Origin of the sequence: Delftia sp. WSY_22 (genome assembly GCF_043104185.1) — a bacterium.
GTDB classification, from domain to species: domain Bacteria; phylum Pseudomonadota; class Gammaproteobacteria; order Burkholderiales; family Burkholderiaceae_C; genus Comamonas; species Comamonas tsuruhatensis.
Genome location: NZ_JBICKN010000006.1, coordinates 175,506 through 192,487, shown reverse-complemented (window position 1 = coordinate 192,487; position 16,982 = coordinate 175,506). Strand labels below are relative to the sequence as shown.

Below are 16,982 nucleotides of genomic sequence, written 5' to 3'. Positions count from 1 at the left end.
GAAAAAGGCTTGCAGGCCGGATGGCTTGCAAGCCTAACGCTTTTCAGCGCAGGTTGTAGAAAGCCTCGCGGCCGGGGTAGTGGGCGATGTCACCCAGGTCTTCCTCGATGCGCAGCAGCTGGTTGTACTTGGCGATGCGGTCCGAACGGCTCAGCGAGCCGGTCTTGATCTGGCCTGCGTTGGTGCCCACGGAGATGTCGGCAATCGTCGAATCCTCGGTTTCACCCGAGCGGTGCGAGATCACGGCCGTGTAGCCGGCGCGCTTGGCCATTTCGATGGCGGCGAAGGTTTCGGTCAGCGTGCCGATCTGGTTGATCTTGATCAGGATGGAGTTGGCGATCTTCTTGTCGATGCCTTCCCTCAGGATCTTGGTGTTGGTGACGAACAGGTCGTCGCCCACCAGCTGGACCTTGGCGGCCAGGCGGTCGGTCAGGATCTTCCAGCCATCCCAGTCGCCTTCGGCCATGCCGTCCTCGATGGAGATGATGGGGTACTTGTCGCACCAGCCGGCCAGCATGTCGGTCCACTGGGTGGCGGTCAGCGTCAGGTTGCCTTCACCGGCCAGCACGTACATGCCGTCCTTGTAGAACTCGCTGGCGGCGCAGTCCAGGCCCAGGGCGATCTGTTCGCCGGCCTTGTAGCCTGCGTTTTCGATGGCCTGCAGGATCAGCTGGATGGCGGCTTCGTGGTTTTCCACGGAAGGCGCAAAACCGCCTTCGTCGCCCACGGCCGTGCTCATGCCCTTGTCGTGGATGATCTTCTTGAGCGCGTGGAAGACTTCGGCGCCCCAGCGCACGGCTTCGCGGAACGAAGGCGCGCCCACGGGGATGATCATGAATTCCTGCAGGTCCAGGCTGTTGTTGGCGTGCGCGCCGCCGTTGATGACGTTCATCATCGGCACGGGCAGCTGCATGCCGCCCATGCCGCCCAGGTAGCGGTACAGCGGCAGGCCGGCCTCTTCGGCAGCGGCGCGGGCCACGGCCATGGAGACGGCCAGCATGGCGTTGGCGCCCAGGCGGCCCTTGTTGTCCGTGCCGTCCAGGTCGATCAGGGTCTTGTCCAGGAAGGCCTGCTCGGAGGCGTCCAGGCCCAGCACGGCTTCGGAGATCTCGGTGTTGATGTGCTCGACGGCCTTGAGCACGCCCTTGCCCAGGTAGCGGCTCTTGTCGCCGTCACGCAGCTCGATGGCTTCGCGCGAGCCGGTGGACGCGCCCGAAGGCACGGCCGCGCGGCCCATCACGCCCGATTCCAGCAGCACGTCGCACTCGACGGTGGGGTTGCCGCGGCTGTCCAGCACTTCGCGGCCTACGATGTCAACGATTGCACTCATGGCATTTCCTTTGCGGTTTTTGAAATCGGTGTGCAGGCGGGTTCCGGTGAGGTTGCGCCCTGGTGCTTGCCGGGCAAGCGGTATGGGTGGTCGGTGGCGTGGCAGGCTGCCGCGCCACCGTGCACGGCCATGCTCCGCGGCGCAGTATCTGCGATCGGGCGGCGGCCATTGTGCACAAATTGGGTGGATGGCTTTGTATGCGCTGCGCTCTTGACGGGCCGGGTATCGCTGGCCGCAGTCAGACGCCCTCGACGCAGACCATGCGCATGATGGCCGCGCCTTTGCGGGCTTCGCGGGCACGTAGGTATTCGGGCGTGTCGTAGAAAGCCTTGGCGGCCTCGAAGCTGGGGAACTTGAGGATCACGGTGCGGCCGGGATTCCAGTCGCCTTCGAGCACTTCGACCTTGCCGCCGCGCACGCAGACTTCGGCACCATGCGCGCGCATGGCCTCGGTGCTCCACTTGCGGTACTCCTCGTACTGCTCGGGCTTGGTGACGGTGACGGACGCAATGATGTAGCCGCTGGCCATGGGTCAGACTCCAAAATCGTTTTCGAGGAAGCCGTTCTTCTTGGTCACGTCGTCGAGCGCGACCAGGGTTTCGAGCAGGGCCTTCATGTGCTTGAGTGGCACGGCGTTGGGGCCGTCGCTGAGGGCGCAGGGAGGATTGGGATGGGTTTCCATGAACAGTCCGGCCACGCCCACGGCCACGGCCGCACGCGAGAGCACGGGCACCATCTCGCGCATGCCGCCGCTGCTGGTGCCGTTGCCGCCGGGCAGCTGCACGCTGTGCGTGGCATCGAAGACAACGGGCGCACCGGTCTCGCGCATGATGGACAGGCTGCGCATGTCCGAGACCAGATTGTTGTAGCCGAAACTGGCGCCGCGCTCGCAGGCCATGAAGCTGTCCTCGGGCAGGCCGGCCTCCTTGGCGGCGGCGCGGGCCTTGTCGATGACATTCTTCATGTCATGCGGGGCCAGGAACTGGCCCTTCTTGATGTTCACCGGCCGGCCCGACTGGGCCACGGCACGGATGAAGTCGGTCTGGCGGCACAGGAAGGCCGGCGTCTGCAGCACGTCCACGACCTGGGACACGGCCGGGATTTCGGACTCGGTGTGCACGTCGGTCAGGATGGGGACCTGCAGGTCCTTCTTCACCTTGGCGAGGATCTCCAGGCCCTTGTCCATGCCCGGGCCGCGAAAGCTGGCGCCCGAGCTGCGGTTGGCCTTGTCGTAGCTGCTCTTGAAGATGAAGTGGATGCCCAGGGCCGCCGTGATTTCCTTGAGCTGCCCCGCCACGTCCATCTGCAGCTGTTCGGACTCGACGACGCAGGGGCCTGCAATGAGAAAGAAGCGCCGGTCGAGGCCGACGTCGAAGCCGCAGAGTTTCATGGTGGGGATTCCTTGGGAAATGGTGGGCGGCGTTGCGGGGCTCAGGACTTGCGCGGTGCCTTCTGGCGCTCGATCGCAGCCTTCACGAAGGCATTGAACAGCGGGTGGCCACTCCACGGCGTGGACTTGAACTCGGGGTGGAACTGCACGCCGATGTACCAGGGGTGAACTTCCTTGGGAAGTTCGACGATCTCGGTCAGCTGCTCACGCTGGGTCAGCGCCGAGATCACCAGGCCCGCTTCGCGCAGCTGGTCCAGATACTGGACGTTGGCTTCGTAGCGATGGCGGTGGCGCTCGGTGACCACGTCACCGTAGATGCTGTGGGCCAGCGTGCCGGCCTGCACGTCGGAGGACTGCGCGCCCAGGCGCATGGTGCCGCCCAGGTCGGAGTTCTCGTCGCGGGTCTTGACCGTGCCGTCGGCATCCTTCCACTCGGTGATCAGTGCGATCACGGGGTTGGCGGACTTGGGGTCGAACTCGGTGGAGTTGGCGCCTTCGAGGCCGGCCACATGGCGGGCGTACTCGATGGTGGCCACCTGCATGCCCAGGCAGATGCCCAGGTAGGGCACCTTGTTTTCGCGGGCGTAGCGGGCCGTGGAGATCTTGCCTTCCACGCCGCGCGAGCCGAAGCCGCCGGGCACGAGGATGGCGTCGTACTGCGAGAGCTTGTCGCGCGCATTGGCGTCGCTGATGGTCTCGGAGTCCACATGGGTGATCTTCACGGCTACATGGCTTTGCATGCCGGCGTGCTTGAGTGCCTCGTTGACGGACTTGTAGGCGTCCGACAGCTCGACGTACTTGCCGACCATGGCGATCTTGACCTCGCCCTGCGGGTGCTCGGTCTCGTGGACCAGGTCATCCCAGCGCTTGAGGTTGGTGGGCGGCGTGTTCAGGCGCAGCTTGTCGCAGATCAGGCCGTCCAGGCCCTGCTCGTGCAGCATGCGGGGCACCTTGTAGATGGTGTCCACGTCCCACATGGAGATCACGCCCCATTCGGGAACGTTGGTGAACAGCGAGATCTTTTCCTTTTCCTCGTCCGGCACGCGGTGCTGGGCGCGGCACAGCAGGGCGTCGGGCTGGATTCCGATCTCGCGCAGCTTCTGCACGGTGTGCTGCGTAGGCTTGGTCTTGAGCTCGCCGGCCGTGGCGATCCAGGGCAGGTAGGTCAGGTGCACGAAGGCCGTGTTGTTGGGGCCCTGCTTGAGGGCCAGCTGGCGCACGGCTTCGAGGAAGGGCAGGGACTCGATGTCGCCCACCGTGCCGCCGACTTCGCAGATGGCCACGTCCACGGCATCCGGCGTGCCGATGCCGGCGCCGCGCTTGATGTACTCCTGGATTTCATTGGTCACGTGAGGGATCACCTGCACGGTCTTGCCCAGGTAGTCGCCGCGGCGCTCCTTCTCCAGAACGCTCTGGTAGATGCGGCCGGTGGTGAAGTTGTTGGACTGCTTCATGCGCGTTTCGATGAAACGCTCGTAGTGGCCCAGGTCCAGATCGGTCTCTGCGCCATCGTCGGTCACGAACACTTCACCGTGCTGGAAGGGCGACATGGTGCCCGGGTCCACGTTGATGTACGGGTCCAGCTTGATGAGAGTGACTTTGAGGCCGCGCGATTCGAGGATCGCAGCAAGGGAGGCTGAGGCGATTCCCTTGCCCAGGGAAGACACCACACCGCCTGTGACGAAGACAAATTTGGTCATGTCTTTTATTGGTGGTGGTAAAGCAGGATTATAGATGCGCCGCCGAATTCGCCGCGCCGCGCGGGGCTGCTCGGATGCTCCGGCTCTGCTAAATTGCGCGCCATGACTGAAGTGTTCGCAGGTAAACATCTGGTGCTCGGCCTCTCCGGAGGCGTGGCTTGTTACAAATCTGCCCAGCTGGTGCGCCTGCTGGTGCAGGCCGGGGCCACCGTGCAGGTGGTGATGACCGAGGCGGCAGAGCAGTTCATCACGCCGGTGACCATGCAGGCGCTGTCGGGCCGTCCGGTCTATGGTTCGCAGTGGGACGCGCGCGAGCCCAACAACATGCCCCACATCAACCTCAGCCGCGAGGCCGACGCGATGCTGATCGCGCCCTGCAGCGCCGACTTCATCGCGCGCCTGGTGCAGGGCCGCTCCGACGAGTTGCTGAGCCTGATGTGCCTGGCGCGCCCCATGGACCGCGTGCCCCTGCTGTTGGCGCCGGCCATGAACCGCGAGATGTGGGCACACCCGGCCACGCAGCGCAACCTGGCGCAGGTGGCCGCCGACGGCGCGCTGGTGCTGGGCGTGGGAACGGGCGACCAAGCCTGTGGCGAGGTGGGCGACGGCCGCATGCTGGAGCCCGAGGAAATCATGGAGGAGCTGGCTGCCTTCTTCACGCCCAAGCTGCTGCAGGGCCGGCAGGTGCTGGTCACGGCGGGCCCGACCTTCGAGGCCATCGACCCGGTGCGCGGCATTACCAACCATTCCAGCGGAAAGATGGGCTTTGCCATTGCGCGCGCCGCACGCGAGGCGGGCGCCCAGGTGACCCTGGTGGCCGGGCCCGTGCACCTGCGCACGCCGCGTGGCGTGCAGCGCATCGACGTGCAGTCGGCGCAGCAGATGTTCGATGCCGTGCAGCAGCAACTGCCCCAGGCTGGCGTGTTCATCGCCACGGCGGCCGTGGCCGACTGGCGCCCGGCCACGGCGTCAGACCAGAAGATCAAGAAGGACGGCTCGGGCCAGACCCCCACGCTGACCTTCGTCGAGAACCCCGACATCCTGGCGGCCGCCGCGCAGTCCGAGCCCGCACGCAGCGGCCGGCTGTACTGCGTAGGCTTCGCCGCCGAAAGCCATGACCTGCTGCAGCACGCCAGCGCCAAGCGCCTGCGCAAGCAGGTGCCGCTGCTGGTGGGCAATATCGGTCCCGCAACCTTTGGGCGGGATGACAATGCCCTGCTGCTGATCGACGAGTCCGGCACCCAGGAGCTGCCGCACGCCTCCAAGTCCCTGCTGGCGCGCCAGCTGGTGGCCGAGATCGCCCGGCGCCTGCCGCCCGCCCCTTGACACCACCGAAGGCCCGCATGTCACAGAACACCTACGAAGGTCCCCGCCACGGCGACTATGTGCGCTATGTGGATGAGCTGCTGCGCGCCAGCCCCCTGTACCGCTCTGCGGCCCATGGCTGGATGGCGCAGGGACGCAGCGATTTCACCGACGCGGTGGCCACGCCGGGCGCGCAGTCCCAGTCCGTGGTCGAGCGCGTGCGCGAGCAGGTGCAGGCTGCGGCCGAGAAAGCGCGCATCGCCGCGCAGCAGGCGTCGGTGCCTGCCCTGCCGGGGCGCCAGCCGTCTGCAGGCGACAGGAATGGTGGGAGGGCCGATCGCGGCCGGCAGGCGGCGCGGGCACAGCAAGCCCAGGCGTCCTCCGCCGCCAAGGCCGTCAAGAAGACGGTCTTCAAGATAGGTCCGGGCCAGTTGCTGGGTATCGTGATCGGCCTGATCCTGGCCGTGGTGATTCCGGGCGTCGGCCCCTTCATCTTGCTGCTCACCATCATCAATGCCATCGTCAAAGGCTTTCGCAGCGGGCTCAAGTCGTCCGGGTGACGGCGCGGGGCACAATGCGCGCTTTGCTTTTCAAGAGAGCCTGCCGTGAGGCGCTCCCCAGATTGTTTCCATGAACGTTGATATCAAGATCCTTGACGCGCGCCTGCGCGAGAACATGCCCGCCTACGCCACGCCGGGAAGCGCGGGCCTGGACCTGCGCGCCTGCATCGATGCACCGCTGACGCTGGAGCCCGGCCAATGGCAACTGGTGCCCACTGGCATGGCCATGTACCTCAAGGACCCCGGCTACGCGGCCATGATCCTGCCGCGCTCGGGCATGGGCCACAAGCACGGCATCGTGCTGGGCAACCTGGTCGGCCTGATCGACAGCGACTACCAGGGCCAGCTCATGGTCAGCGCCTGGAACCGCTCGGCCACGGCCTTCACGCTGCAGCCCATGGACCGCTTGGCCCAGCTGATCATCGTGCCCGTGGTGCAGCCCAGCTTCAATGTGGTCGAGGAGTTCGAGTCGGCCTCCGAGCGCGGTGCGGGCGGCTACGGCTCCACCGGCAAGCAATAAGGCTTTCCGCCAGACATCGCCCGCAGCTGCGCTGCCAGGGCATCGCTTCAGGGAGGAGTCCGCATGGCCAGGCCATCCCGGCGCACGCGCCATCGCCCATCCGCGTCGTGGACGCGCGTGGTGCTCACGCAGGAAGACCGCATGCGCCGCCGCCTGCAGCAGCGCCACTGGCTGCGACTGCATGCGGCGTTGACGGGCGGCCTCAGCCTGGCCGGCATGTCGCTGCTGAGCCTGGCCTTGCTGCATGCGGGCGTGCACAGCATGGCGCTGCGCTACGGCGTGGCCCTGGTCTGCGGCTATCTGCTGTATCTGCTGCTGGTACGCCTGTGGGCCGAGTGCATGCTGCGCCGCGACTGGGAGGTGTCCGATGTTCCCGATGTGACGCCCGGCGGCAGCGGTTCTTCACCGGCCCGCACGCCCGAGGCTGGCGGATTCGAGAGCGGGCAGGGCGGCTCTTATGGCGGCGGTGGCTCCAGCGGCAGCTGGGACGACGGCGGTGCCATGTCCGAAGCCGCTTCCTCGGCGTCGCAAGGCTTTGACGTGCCCGGCATCGATGGGCTGGACGAAGGCGCTGTCGTCTTGGTGCCGGTGCTGCTGGTGTTTGCGGCGCTGCTGGTCGCGGTCACGGGCGCCGGGTCGCTGCTGTGGCTGGTCTTTGGGGCCGACCTGTTCCTGGCCGTGGCGGTGGAGGTGGCCTTTGCGCTGCTGATGGCGCGCACGCTCTACGTGGTGGAGCGCGAAGGCTGGCTGCTGGCCGCGCTGCGCCTGAGCTGGAAGCCGGTGCTGGGCGCGCTGGTGGGCGCCGTGGCGCTGGGCGCTGCGGCCGACTGGCTGTTTCCCCAGGCAGACACCCTGGTGCAGGTGCTGCGAGCGCTGAGAGGGGGGTGAGCCGCTGTCCTGCGGCCTCCCGCGCTCATGCCTCTCGTCGCGCTCCGGGCAGGTGCAGCTGCATGCGCAGGCCGCCCAGCGGCGAGCGGCTGGCTGCAATGCTGCCGCCATAGGTCTGCACCAGGTCACGCACGATATCCAGGCCCAGCCCTGCGCCGGGCCTGCGCTCGTCCAGGCGCTCGCCGCGCTCGAAGATGCGGCCAAGGTCGGCGTCTTCGATGCCGGGGCCGTCATCGTCCACCGTCAGCAGCAAGGGGCCGCCGGCCTGATCTGGCTCCAGGCCCTGGACTTCCAGGCTCACGGCCTGGGCTGCCCATTTGCCGGCGTTGTCCAGCAGGTTGCCCAGGATTTCCATCAGGTCCTGGCCGTCGCCCAGAAAGTCCCAAGGCTGCGCATCCCTCTTCAGCGTGAAGCGGATGCCGCGTCCGGCATGCAGGCGCTCCATGGTCCGCACCAGCGAGGCCAGTGGCGGCTCCAAGGGCGTGCGCAAGCCGGTGGCTTGGCGCGCTGCGGCGCGGGCCCGGGCCAGATGGTGGTCCACCTGGCGGCTGGCGCTGGCCACCTGCTCGCGCACCAGTTCGGCCAGCGCTCCGCTTTCCTGCGCGGCGGCGTTGCCAAGAATCGACAGGGGCGTGTTCACGGCATGGGCCAGATTGCCGGCCTGCGTGCGCGCGCGCTGGACCATGTCGGCGTTCACATCCAGCACATGGTTGAACTCCTGCACCAGGGGGCGCAGTTCCTGCGGAAACCGGCCTTCAAGGCGCGGCGTGGCGCCCTTGCGCACGTCGGCCAGGCCTGTGCGCAGCAACTGCAGCGGCCGCAGCGCCAGGCGCAGCTGCAGCACCACGGCCAGAGCCAGCCCGGCCGCCAGCGTGCCCAGTGCGGCGATCAGCATGGTGGTGAAGCGCTGCATGGGCTCGGCCAGCAGGGCGCTGTCGGCCGCAACGATCAGGCGCAACGGCGGCGCGTCGGCTTCGGGCAATTGCAGGGGGCGTGCCACGGCCACGAGCGGGTGGCCCTGGCCATCGGGCAGCATGCCCGTGCTCAACGCCGTGTCTTCCCGGTGTTCGCCGGGATTGCCGGCATCGGCACGGAACTGGTGCCAGTCCAGCGTCTGGTCCCACAGCGAACGAGAGCGCAGCAGGCCGGCCTTCTCGGGCGGGCCCGCCCCATCGCTCACCTGGTCGATCTGCCAGTACAGGCCTGACAGCGGCTGCGCCAGGCGCGGATCGCCCACGGCCAGTCCTACCTCAATGCGCCCGCCGGGCAGGCTGTTGACGGCTGCGCTGAGCTGGTCGAGCTGCAGCACCAGCTGCGCCTGCAACTGCTGCGCGATGTGATCGCGGAACAGTCCGCGCAGTCCCCAGCCGGCCAGCAGCACGGCCGCCAGCACCCAGGCCAGCGTGCCGGCCAGCAGGCGCAGGCGCAGCGAATCACCGAGCCGGGATACCTGTCTTTCCTGTGGTGCGTTCATGCAGCGGGCGCGCCTTCCACCAGCCGGTAGCCCATTCCGCGCACGGTTTCTATGCTGCCGGCCGGCAGTTTCTTGCGCAGGCGGCCCACGAAGACCTCGATGGTGTTGGAGTCGCGGTCGCTGTCCTGCGGGTAGATGTGTTCGGACAGCTCGGTGCGCGATATCACCTGGCCCACGCGCTGCATCAGCAGGGCCAGCACCTTGAATTCATGGCTGGTCAGCGTGAGCGGCTGGCCCGCCACGCTCACACGCGCCTGGCGCGAGTCCAGCACGATGGGGCCGCATTGCCACTGGGCGCTGGCGTGCGGGCTGAGCCGGCGCAGCAGGGCGCGCAGGCGGGCCATCAGCTCTTCCATGTGGAAGGGCTTGGCCAGATAGTCGTCGGCACCGGCATCCATGCCGGCCACCTTCTCATGCCAGGCGCCGCGCGCCGTGAGGATCATCACCGGCATGACCCGCCCTTGTTCGCGCCAGGCGCGCAACACCGTCAGGCCATCGCGCACGGGCAGGCCCAGGTCCAGCACGGCGGCATCGAACTCCTCGACCTCGCCCAGGTACTGGGCCGTTGCGCCGTCGGCCGCCGTCTCCACCGTATGCCCGGCCTGCTGCAGCGCCTGCACGAGCTGGCTGCTCAGCGTGGGCTCGTCTTCCACCACGAGGATTCGCATCTGCGTCTAGTCCTTGCGCTTGAAGCTCAGCACCTTGCCATCGCGTGCATCGATCTTGAGCTTGGCCACGCGGCCGCCCGATTGCAGCAGCCGGATCTCGTAGATGAAGCGGCCGTCGTCATGCTCGAACTCGACCTTGATGACCTGGCCCTGGTAGTCGCGCTCGACCTGGTCGAGCACGGTGCGCAGCGGCAGCACGCGGCCTTGCTGCAGGGCCTGGCGAGCGAGTTCATGGTCGCTGTCGCCGGCATCCGAGGGCGTGGTCCAGGAGGCCAGTGCCGCCGCCATCAGCAGCAGCGAGGCCAGCAGCATCCAGGACCTGCGAGGAATGGAGAAGGATGGAGTGGGCATGGAAAACTTTATAGCCCAGCGTGGATGAACCTCGGATGAACGGCTGCTTCAGCTTGCGTTCATGGCCTGCATCGAACAATGGCTGCACGCCGTCGCAATCCACCGGAAACGAAGGCGCAGCAGCCGGCAGATGCGGCCTTTTCAGATGCATCGCCAGCCCAATCGCCGACCCAATCGCCGGCCCAGTCGCCGGCCCAGTCGCCGGCCCAGACGCCGACCTTCACATGCCAAGGAGAACCTCATGCCTTCCATCCGACAACTGATTTCCCGCGCTGCACGCCATGGCCTGACGGGCCTGGGCATTGTTCTGATCGCCACTGCCGGGCTGGTCGCCCAGGTGCAGGCCCAGGCCGCCGCCACGGGCGGTCCTTCGGTGACCGTGCAGGCCGGCGAAGCCGTGGCCACCACGGTGGCCTCCGTGCGCGGCGCCTTCCAGGGGCCGGGCCTGAGCATCCGCGAAGTCTTCGAGCGCATGGAAGGCCTGGGCTACCGCGACCTGCGCGAGATTGAGTGGGAAGACGGCCTCTACCAGGTCAAGGGCCAGACCGGCGATGGCCGTCCCGTGAAGCTCTATGTCGATGGCAACAACGGCAACGTGCTCAGCATTCGCGCACGCAATTGAGGCCGGGCCGGCGGGCTGATTTTTGTCAGCAAGTGTTCAGTCCGGTCGGCGCACATGCAGCCTGGGGCGTTGGAGTGGTATGCAGCAGCAGGCAAGGTCGGCGGCTGCCCTTGATCGATCCACGGACAGTACACAGGAGATTTCCATGCCCCCTTCCATTCATCGCTTGGGCGCCATCGGCACCAGCTGCATTGCAGCGCTGATGCTCAGCGCCTGCGCGGGCTATCCACAGCAGGGCGGATATCCGGGTGGCGGCTACCCTGCAGGTGGCTATCCCGCTGGCGGATATCCCGCCGGGGGCTACCCCAGCGGGGGCTATCCCGCCAGCGGCCAGCCCGGCACGGCCTACCCGGGCGGCGGTGGCTATGTGCAGCAGGGGCGCGTGACCAATGTGCAACTGGTTCAGATCCAGCAGCCCAGCGGCATCGGTGGCTCGGGCATAGGTGCCGGGGCAGTGGTGGGTGGCGTGGTCGGCGGGGTGCTGGGCCGTCAGGTGGGCAAGGGCAGCGGGCGCGACATCGCCACCATTGCGGGCGTGGTGGGCGGTGCCATGGCGGGCAATGCCATCGAGAAGAACACCGGCCCTGGCGACCTGCGCGATGTCTACCGTGTCACCGTGCAGTTGAACGACGGCAGCACGCGCGTGTTCGACTACCAGAGCAATCCGCAGCTGCGCGTAGGCGAGAGCGTGCGCGTGGACAACAACCAGCTGCTGCGCTGAGTACCAGGCTCGCTCCATGCAAAAGGGCTCCCCGAAGGGAGGCCTTTGCCATTTCAGCGCGGCAATTTCAGTGCAGCGTGTCGTTGCCCGGTGCCATGGGCTGGATGCGGAAGAAGCCGGTGCCGGCCGAGCCGCGGCCGATTTCCTCCTCGGTGGCTTCGCGCACGCCTTCGACCTTCAGGTGCAGGCGCAGCGCGATGCCGGCCAGCGGATGGTTGCCGTCCAGCACCACATGCTCGGGATAGATTTCGGTCACCGTGTAGAGCAGGTCGGGCGGCACGGCGCTGCAGCCCTTGGGCAGGGCGCTGGCCTCGAAGCTCATGCCTTCTTCCAGCTCTGCCGGGAACAGGGCGCGCGGCTCCAGGAAGATCAGGCTTTCGTTGTAGTCGCCGAAGGCTTCCTCGGGCTCCAGGTGCAGGTCCAGGACCTTGCCCTGGCCGTGGCCCTGCAGGGCCTCCTCGATGCGCTTGAGCAGGTCGTCGCCGCCGACCAGGAACTCCACGGGCTCATCGAGCACGTCCAGTTCCTCGCCCAGGGTGTCCTTGAGGGTCCAGGTCAGAGCGACCACGCATTGTTCTGTGATTTCCATGGTGTGCAGCTTGTGCGGCCCATGCCGCGGTGGGGAAAAAGAAAGACCGCCGCGCGCGCCCTTGTTTGACGAAGGCGTGCCGGCGGCCGCGTTGGCGCGATTTTCCCACGGCGGCCCGGCTGCTGCGCAGGCCGGGCGGCGAGTCCTGCCGATCAGAACGGATAGTGGCGGGGCGCGGTCTGCATGGTGATCCAGCGCGTCTCGGTGAAGGCGTCGATGCCTGCCTGGCCGCCGAAGTGGCCGTAGCCCGAGTTCTTCACGCCGCCAAAGGGCATCTGTGCCTCGTCATGCACGGTGGGGCCGTTGACGTGGCAGATGCCGGCCTCGATGCGCGCGGCCACGCGCCAGCCGCGTGCGGTGTCGCGGGTGTAGACGGACGAGGACAGGCCGAACTCGTTGTCGTTGGCCATGGCGATGGCCTGCTCCTCGCCGCGTACGCGCACGATGGCCTTGACGGGGGCGAAGGTTTCCTCGCGGAAGATGTCCATTTCGGGCGTGACGCCGTCGATCAGCGTGGCTGCCATGAGCGTGTTGGTGGCCTTGCCGCCGCACAGCAGTTTTGCGCCCTTGGCCAGCGCGTCGTCGATCAGGCGGTTGGCGCGCTCCACGGTGGCCATGTCCACCACCGAGCCCAGCACCACGGGACCCTTGCGCGGATCACCCAGCGGCAGCGAGGTGGCACGGGCCACCAGCTTGTCCAGGAAATCCCCGGCCACGGCCTCGTCCACGATGATGCGTTCGGTGGACATGCAGATCTGGCCCGAGTTGGCGAAGGCACCGAAGGTGCAGCCGGCCACGGCGGCGTCGATGTCTGCATCGTCCAGCACCACGAAGGGCGCTTTGCCGCCGAGCTCCAGAATGGCGGGCTTGAGGTACTTGGCGCAGGTCTGGCCGATGATGCGGCCCACGCGCGTGGAGCCTGTGAAGTTCACGCGGCGCACGGCCGGGTGGGCCACCATGGCCTCGACCACGGCACCGGCATCTTCGGGCGCATTGGTCACGAAGTTGACCACGCCGGGCGGCAGGCCGCCTTCCTGCAGGGCCTCGATGATCAGGCCGTGCGTGGCGGGGCACAGCTCCGAGCCCTTGAGCACCACGGTGTTGCCGCAGGCCAGCGGCGTGGCGATGGCGCGCACGGCCAGGATGACGGGTGCATTCCAGGGCGCAATGCCCAGCACCACGCCAGCGGGCTGGCGCACGGCCATGGCCAGGCTGCCGGGCACGTCCGAGGGAATGATCTGGCCATTGATCTGGGTGGTCAGCGATGCGGCCTCCAGGAACATGTTGGCGGCCAGGTGCACGTTGAAGCCGGCCCAGATGCCAGAGGCGCCCGTCTCGGCGGCCATGGCGGCGGCAAAGGCCTCGGTCTTGGCCTCCAGCGCCTGCGATGCCTTCATCAGCATCTGGCGGCGTTCGGTCGGGCCCAGCGCGGCCCAGGCGGGGAAGGCCTGTTGCGCGGCTTCGACGGCGCGCACGGCATCCTGCGGCGTCGCGGCCGGGGCGCGCGTGGCCACCGATCCGTCCAGCGGATTGCGGCGCTCGAAGGTGGCGCCGTTGCCGGCCTGTGCGGCCTGGCCTGCGATGAGCATGGTTTGTTCGATCATGACTGTCTCCTTGGTATGCGGTTGTGGCCTGGGCGTTGGCGCAGCCGGGCGTGCCGGTCATCGTAGAAGCAGGCGATGGCGCAGGCAGCCCGCTGGGCGCACAAAGCGCATGACGGATCGTGCACGGGCTCCGGGGTTTACCCTTGTCCTGGCTGTCCGCGGGGAAAGCCATGGGGCGCGACGGGCCTGCACTTTCCCATAATCACGTCCATGGCCGCACACAGATCCTTCACCCGTGCGGCGAGCAGGAGAGACCGCACATGACCGATGCCATGGTGTTGAGCACCGACGGACTGCCGCCCGGCGAGACGGCGTCGGCCTGGCATGCCTGGATGTCGAGCCTGTTTGCGGGCCTGGATACCGATCTCTATGGCGAACGCCTGTTCGAGGGCCATGTGCGCGTGGCCAATGCCGGCGATGTGGTCCTGACCCGGCTGGAGGCGGGCCGCCATCGCGTCATGCGCAGCATGCAGGGCCTGCGCGCCCATGAGTCCCCCTATCTGAAGATCGTCGCGCCCTGGGAGGGCGTGGCCAGCGTGCGCCAGCACAACCGCGAGGCCAGCGTGCGCAAGGGCAGCTGGGTCATCTATGACACGGCGCAGGAGTACGAGGTGGCCAATCCCGAATGGTCGGAGCACCTCATCGTGATGCTGCCGCGCCAGGCCATCGTGGAACGGGGCATCCGGCTGGAAGGGCTGATGGGGCGCAATGTGGGCGGCAGCTCGGGCATCGCCCGCATCGCGCTGGAGACCATGCGCAGCACCTACCAGGAGCTGCCCGGCATGGCACCGCACCTGGCGCGCCGCGCGGGCGAGCTGCTGGTGGACATGGTCCATCTTTCGCTGCAGGAGCTGGCCGGGCAGGGCACGGCAGGCACCCAGCAACTGGCGCTGCAGGACCGCATACGCGCCCATGTGGTGGCCCATCTGCGCGATCCGGGCCTGTCGGTGGAGTCCGTGGCCGCCGCGCTCAACTGCAGCAAGCGCCATTTGCACAACGCCTTTGCGGACAGCCAGACCAGCCTGGGCGCCTTCATACAGCACAGCCGGCTGGAGCTGTGCATGCGCGAGCTGCTGCTGCCCGAGCACGCGCAGCGCACCATCACCGAAGTCGCCATGGACTGCGGCTTTGGCAGCAGCGCGCATTTCAGCCGGGCCTTCAAGGCCTATACGGGCCTGGCGCCCTCGGATTTCAGGGCCATGCGCAAGGCTGCGGGCTGAGCGTCGTCCGGCCATTTCGGGCCGGCTTGCGCTGGCGCCAGGACAGGGCAATGGCCGCATAGGACAATGCCGCCCTGTCTTTCTGCTCATTTCGGACCATTCCATGGACACCAACACCCCGCTTGCCCTGCTGGGCGGGCTTACCGCTTCCCAATTCATGCGCCGCCACTGGCACAAGAAGCCCTTGCTGGTGCGCCAGGCAATCCCGGGCTTCAAGCCCCTGATTCCGCGCGCCAGGCTACTGGCCATGGCAGGCGAGGACGGGGTGGAATCGCGCCTGATCCAGCAGCACGACGGCGGCAGCTGGAAGCTCAGCCACGGCCCGCTGTCGCGCCGCAGCCTGCCTTCGCTGCAAAAGCCCGGCTGGACCGTGCTTGTGCAGGGCGTGGACCTGCACGACGACGGCGTGCACCAGTTGATGCAGCAGTTCCGCTTCGTGCCCGAGGCGCGGCTGGACGACCTGATGATCAGCTTTGCCACCGACCAGGGCGGCGTCGGCCCGCATTTCGACAGCTACGACGTCTTCCTGCTGCAGGCCCATGGCCGCCGGCGCTGGCGCATCGGCCGCCAGAAGGACCTGTCGCTGCAGCCCGATGTGCCGCTGAAGGTGCTCTCGCATTTCGAGCCGGAAGAGGAATTCGTGCTCGAGCCCGGCGACATGCTCTACCTGCCCCCGAAGTGGGCCCATGACGGCATCGCCGAGGGCGAATGCATGACCTACTCCATCGGCTTTCGCTCGCCCGCGCGCGACGAGCTGGCCCGCGAGCTGCTGCTGCGCATGTCCGACGAGCCCGATGAACCCGAAGTGCCGGTCGTCTACCGCGATCCCGACCAGCCGGCCGTCGAAGCCCCGGGCGAGATTCCCGCCAGCCTGCACGATTTCGCCCGCAAGTCGCTGGAACGCGCGCTGGCCGAGCCGCTGGCGCTGGAGCGCGCTCTGGGCGAGTACATGACCGAGCCCAAGGCCAATGTGTGGTTCGAGCATGGCGAGGAAAACGGCATGTTCGAGAGCGTGGTCCTGGACCGCCGCACCCGCATGATGTATGACGCCAGGCACATCTTCATCAACGGAGAAAGCTATCTGGCCGGTGGCCGCGATGCCACGCTGATGCGCAAGCTGGCCGACACGCGCGCGCTGTCGCGCACCGATCTGGCCAAGGCCAGCGACGATGCGCTGGAGTTGCTGTCCTCGTGGTTTGACGCAGGCTGGGTGCGTGGCGGCAAGCTGTCCTGAACCGGGTAGACGCTGCGCCACAGGCATGCTAAGTTCGGGCATTCACTGTTGACAGCGTGCTGCTGAACAAGGGCGGACTTCGTTAGATTTGTAAAGAATTGTCTTGAGTCCGTCAGTAAATTGACAGCCACCTGCTTTTGTTACACAGTGCATGTCAAGGCAGTCAATCCACTGCCCCATCCGGACTTTGCAAGAGGATTTGTGCGGAATTGTTCTGAGGCTGTCAGTTTCGGTCAGCTTCTGGAAAACCTCCCTATAATCTGACGCGAGTCGAATGAATGTTTTGACGCGGCTTGGCCGTAGCGCTCCGGTTGCCTGCATCCGGTGTCGCAATGGCGGGGCCCTCCTGTTTACTGTCTTCTTACCTACTCTCTAGGAAACTGTGATGAAGAACTCTCTGATCCTGGCTACCGTGATCGCTGCTGCAGCTCTGGCCGCTTGCGGCAAGAAGGAAGAGGCTCCGGCCCCCGCTCCCGCTCCTGCTGTTGAAGCTCCCGCACCGGCAGCTCCCGCTCCCGCAGAAGCCGCTCCTGCTGCTCCCGCCGCCGACGCAGCTGCTCCCGCAGCGCCCGCCGCTGACGCAGCTGCACCTGCCGCTCCCGCTGCTGACGCTGCTGCTGCAGACGCCGCCAAGGCTGCTGCCGACGCTGCCGCCAAGGAAGCCACCAAGCAGTAATCCGGCCTCGCCGATGGCACAGGCTTAGGCTTGTGCTGCGAAAAAACCGCATCCTTCGGGCTGCGGTTTTTTTTTCGTCCACCTGGGCCCGGTCATGCATATCCATGGTCTATGCACGAGGGCCCGGATG

General features: G+C 67.1%; 18 protein-coding genes. 9 read left to right on the top strand and 9 right to left on the bottom strand.

What is annotated here, in order from left to right; genetic code table 11:
• Positions 1-43: 43 nt before the first annotated feature.
• The 4 genes from eno to ACF8NF_RS01505 form a co-directional block, all read right to left on the bottom strand.
• Positions 44-1,330, bottom strand: coding sequence for a phosphopyruvate hydratase (gene eno / locus ACF8NF_RS01520; protein WP_392449958.1), 1,287 nt, complete (start codon positions 1,328-1,330; stop codon positions 44-46).
• Positions 1,331-1,568: 238 nt separating this feature from the next.
• Entirely contained in the window at positions 1,569-1,859 is a 291-nt protein-coding gene (locus ACF8NF_RS01515) for a DUF1330 domain-containing protein (protein WP_392449957.1), read from the bottom strand.
• Positions 1,860-1,862: 3 nt separating this feature from the next.
• The gene (gene kdsA, locus ACF8NF_RS01510; RefSeq protein ID WP_016447643.1) at positions 1,863-2,720 is read right to left on the bottom strand and encodes a 3-deoxy-8-phosphooctulonate synthase; all 858 of its coding nucleotides are present in this window, start codon (positions 2,718-2,720) and stop codon (positions 1,863-1,865) included.
• A gap of 41 nt (positions 2,721-2,761) precedes the next feature.
• The gene (locus tag ACF8NF_RS01505; RefSeq protein ID WP_016447642.1) at positions 2,762-4,420 is read right to left on the bottom strand and encodes a CTP synthase; all 1,659 of its coding nucleotides are present in this window, start codon (positions 4,418-4,420) and stop codon (positions 2,762-2,764) included.
• Positions 4,421-4,522: 102 nt separating this feature from the next.
• Between ACF8NF_RS01505 and coaBC the strand changes: the two genes are divergently transcribed.
• The 4 genes from coaBC (at position 4,523) to ACF8NF_RS01485 (ending at position 7,693) form a co-directional block, all read left to right on the top strand.
• The gene (coaBC, locus tag ACF8NF_RS01500) at positions 4,523-5,746 is read left to right on the top strand and encodes a bifunctional phosphopantothenoylcysteine decarboxylase/phosphopantothenate--cysteine ligase CoaBC (protein WP_026062130.1); all 1,224 of its coding nucleotides are present in this window, start codon (positions 4,523-4,525) and stop codon (positions 5,744-5,746) included.
• A 17-nt stretch (positions 5,747-5,763) separates the two neighbouring features.
• A complete protein-coding gene (locus ACF8NF_RS01495; protein WP_016451252.1) occupies positions 5,764-6,285 on the top strand; it encodes a hypothetical protein in 522 nt (173 codons plus the stop codon).
• A gap of 70 nt (positions 6,286-6,355) precedes the next feature.
• A complete protein-coding gene (gene dut, locus ACF8NF_RS01490) occupies positions 6,356-6,805 on the top strand; it encodes a dUTP diphosphatase (protein ID WP_017404378.1) in 450 nt (149 codons plus the stop codon).
• Between the two features lie 63 nt (positions 6,806-6,868).
• The gene (locus tag ACF8NF_RS01485; protein ID WP_392449956.1) at positions 6,869-7,693 is read left to right on the top strand and encodes a hypothetical protein; all 825 of its coding nucleotides are present in this window, start codon (positions 6,869-6,871) and stop codon (positions 7,691-7,693) included.
• Between the two features lie 25 nt (positions 7,694-7,718).
• Here the strand turns inward: ACF8NF_RS01485 and ACF8NF_RS01480 are convergent, their stop codons facing one another.
• From ACF8NF_RS01480 to ACF8NF_RS01470, 3 genes are read right to left on the bottom strand one after another with little or no spacing between them, the layout of a single operon-like run.
• The gene (locus tag ACF8NF_RS01480) at positions 7,719-9,167 is read right to left on the bottom strand and encodes a sensor histidine kinase (protein ID WP_392449955.1); all 1,449 of its coding nucleotides are present in this window, start codon (positions 9,165-9,167) and stop codon (positions 7,719-7,721) included.
• Positions 9,164-9,835, bottom strand: coding sequence for a response regulator transcription factor (locus tag ACF8NF_RS01475; RefSeq protein WP_016447636.1), 672 nt, complete (start codon positions 9,833-9,835; stop codon positions 9,164-9,166). Before ACF8NF_RS01475 ends, ACF8NF_RS01480 begins: the two co-directional genes overlap by 4 nt.
• Positions 9,836-9,841: 6 nt before the next feature.
• Positions 9,842-10,147 carry a PepSY domain-containing protein gene (locus ACF8NF_RS01470; protein WP_016447635.1) on the bottom strand — a complete coding sequence of 102 codons (306 nt, stop codon included), beginning with the start codon at positions 10,145-10,147 and terminating at the stop codon, positions 9,842-9,844.
• A 280-nt stretch (positions 10,148-10,427) separates the two neighbouring features.
• Between ACF8NF_RS01470 and ACF8NF_RS01465 the strand changes: the two genes are divergently transcribed.
• Positions 10,428-10,808, top strand: coding sequence for a PepSY domain-containing protein (locus ACF8NF_RS01465; protein ID WP_047474847.1), 381 nt, complete (start codon positions 10,428-10,430; stop codon positions 10,806-10,808).
• Positions 10,809-10,953: 145 nt separating this feature from the next.
• Positions 10,954-11,529: a glycine zipper 2TM domain-containing protein gene (locus ACF8NF_RS01460; protein ID WP_043789866.1), complete on the top strand. Its 576-nt coding sequence runs from the start codon at positions 10,954-10,956 to the stop codon at positions 11,527-11,529.
• A 67-nt stretch (positions 11,530-11,596) separates the two neighbouring features.
• Here ACF8NF_RS01460 and ACF8NF_RS01455 read toward each other — a convergent pair whose 3' ends face one another.
• Positions 11,597-12,118, bottom strand: a complete 522-nt coding sequence (locus ACF8NF_RS01455; protein WP_043789867.1) for a peptidylprolyl isomerase — start codon at positions 12,116-12,118, stop codon at positions 11,597-11,599.
• Positions 12,119-12,270: 152 nt separating this feature from the next.
• Entirely contained in the window at positions 12,271-13,722 is a 1,452-nt protein-coding gene (locus ACF8NF_RS01450) for an aldehyde dehydrogenase (protein WP_392449954.1), read from the bottom strand.
• 260 nt (positions 13,723-13,982) lie between these two features.
• Here ACF8NF_RS01450 and ACF8NF_RS01445 point away from each other — a divergent pair, with 260 nt between their 5' ends.
• From ACF8NF_RS01445 to ACF8NF_RS01435, 3 genes are all read left to right on the top strand, one after another.
• A complete protein-coding gene (locus ACF8NF_RS01445; protein WP_047326671.1) occupies positions 13,983-14,942 on the top strand; it encodes a helix-turn-helix domain-containing protein in 960 nt (319 codons plus the stop codon).
• Between the two features lie 103 nt (positions 14,943-15,045).
• Positions 15,046-16,176, top strand: coding sequence for a cupin domain-containing protein (locus tag ACF8NF_RS01440; protein WP_016447629.1), 1,131 nt, complete (start codon positions 15,046-15,048; stop codon positions 16,174-16,176).
• A gap of 385 nt (positions 16,177-16,561) precedes the next feature.
• Positions 16,562-16,852: a hypothetical protein gene (locus ACF8NF_RS01435; RefSeq protein ID WP_074920994.1), complete on the top strand. Its 291-nt coding sequence runs from the start codon at positions 16,562-16,564 to the stop codon at positions 16,850-16,852.
• The last annotated feature ends 130 nt before the right edge of the window (positions 16,853-16,982 follow it).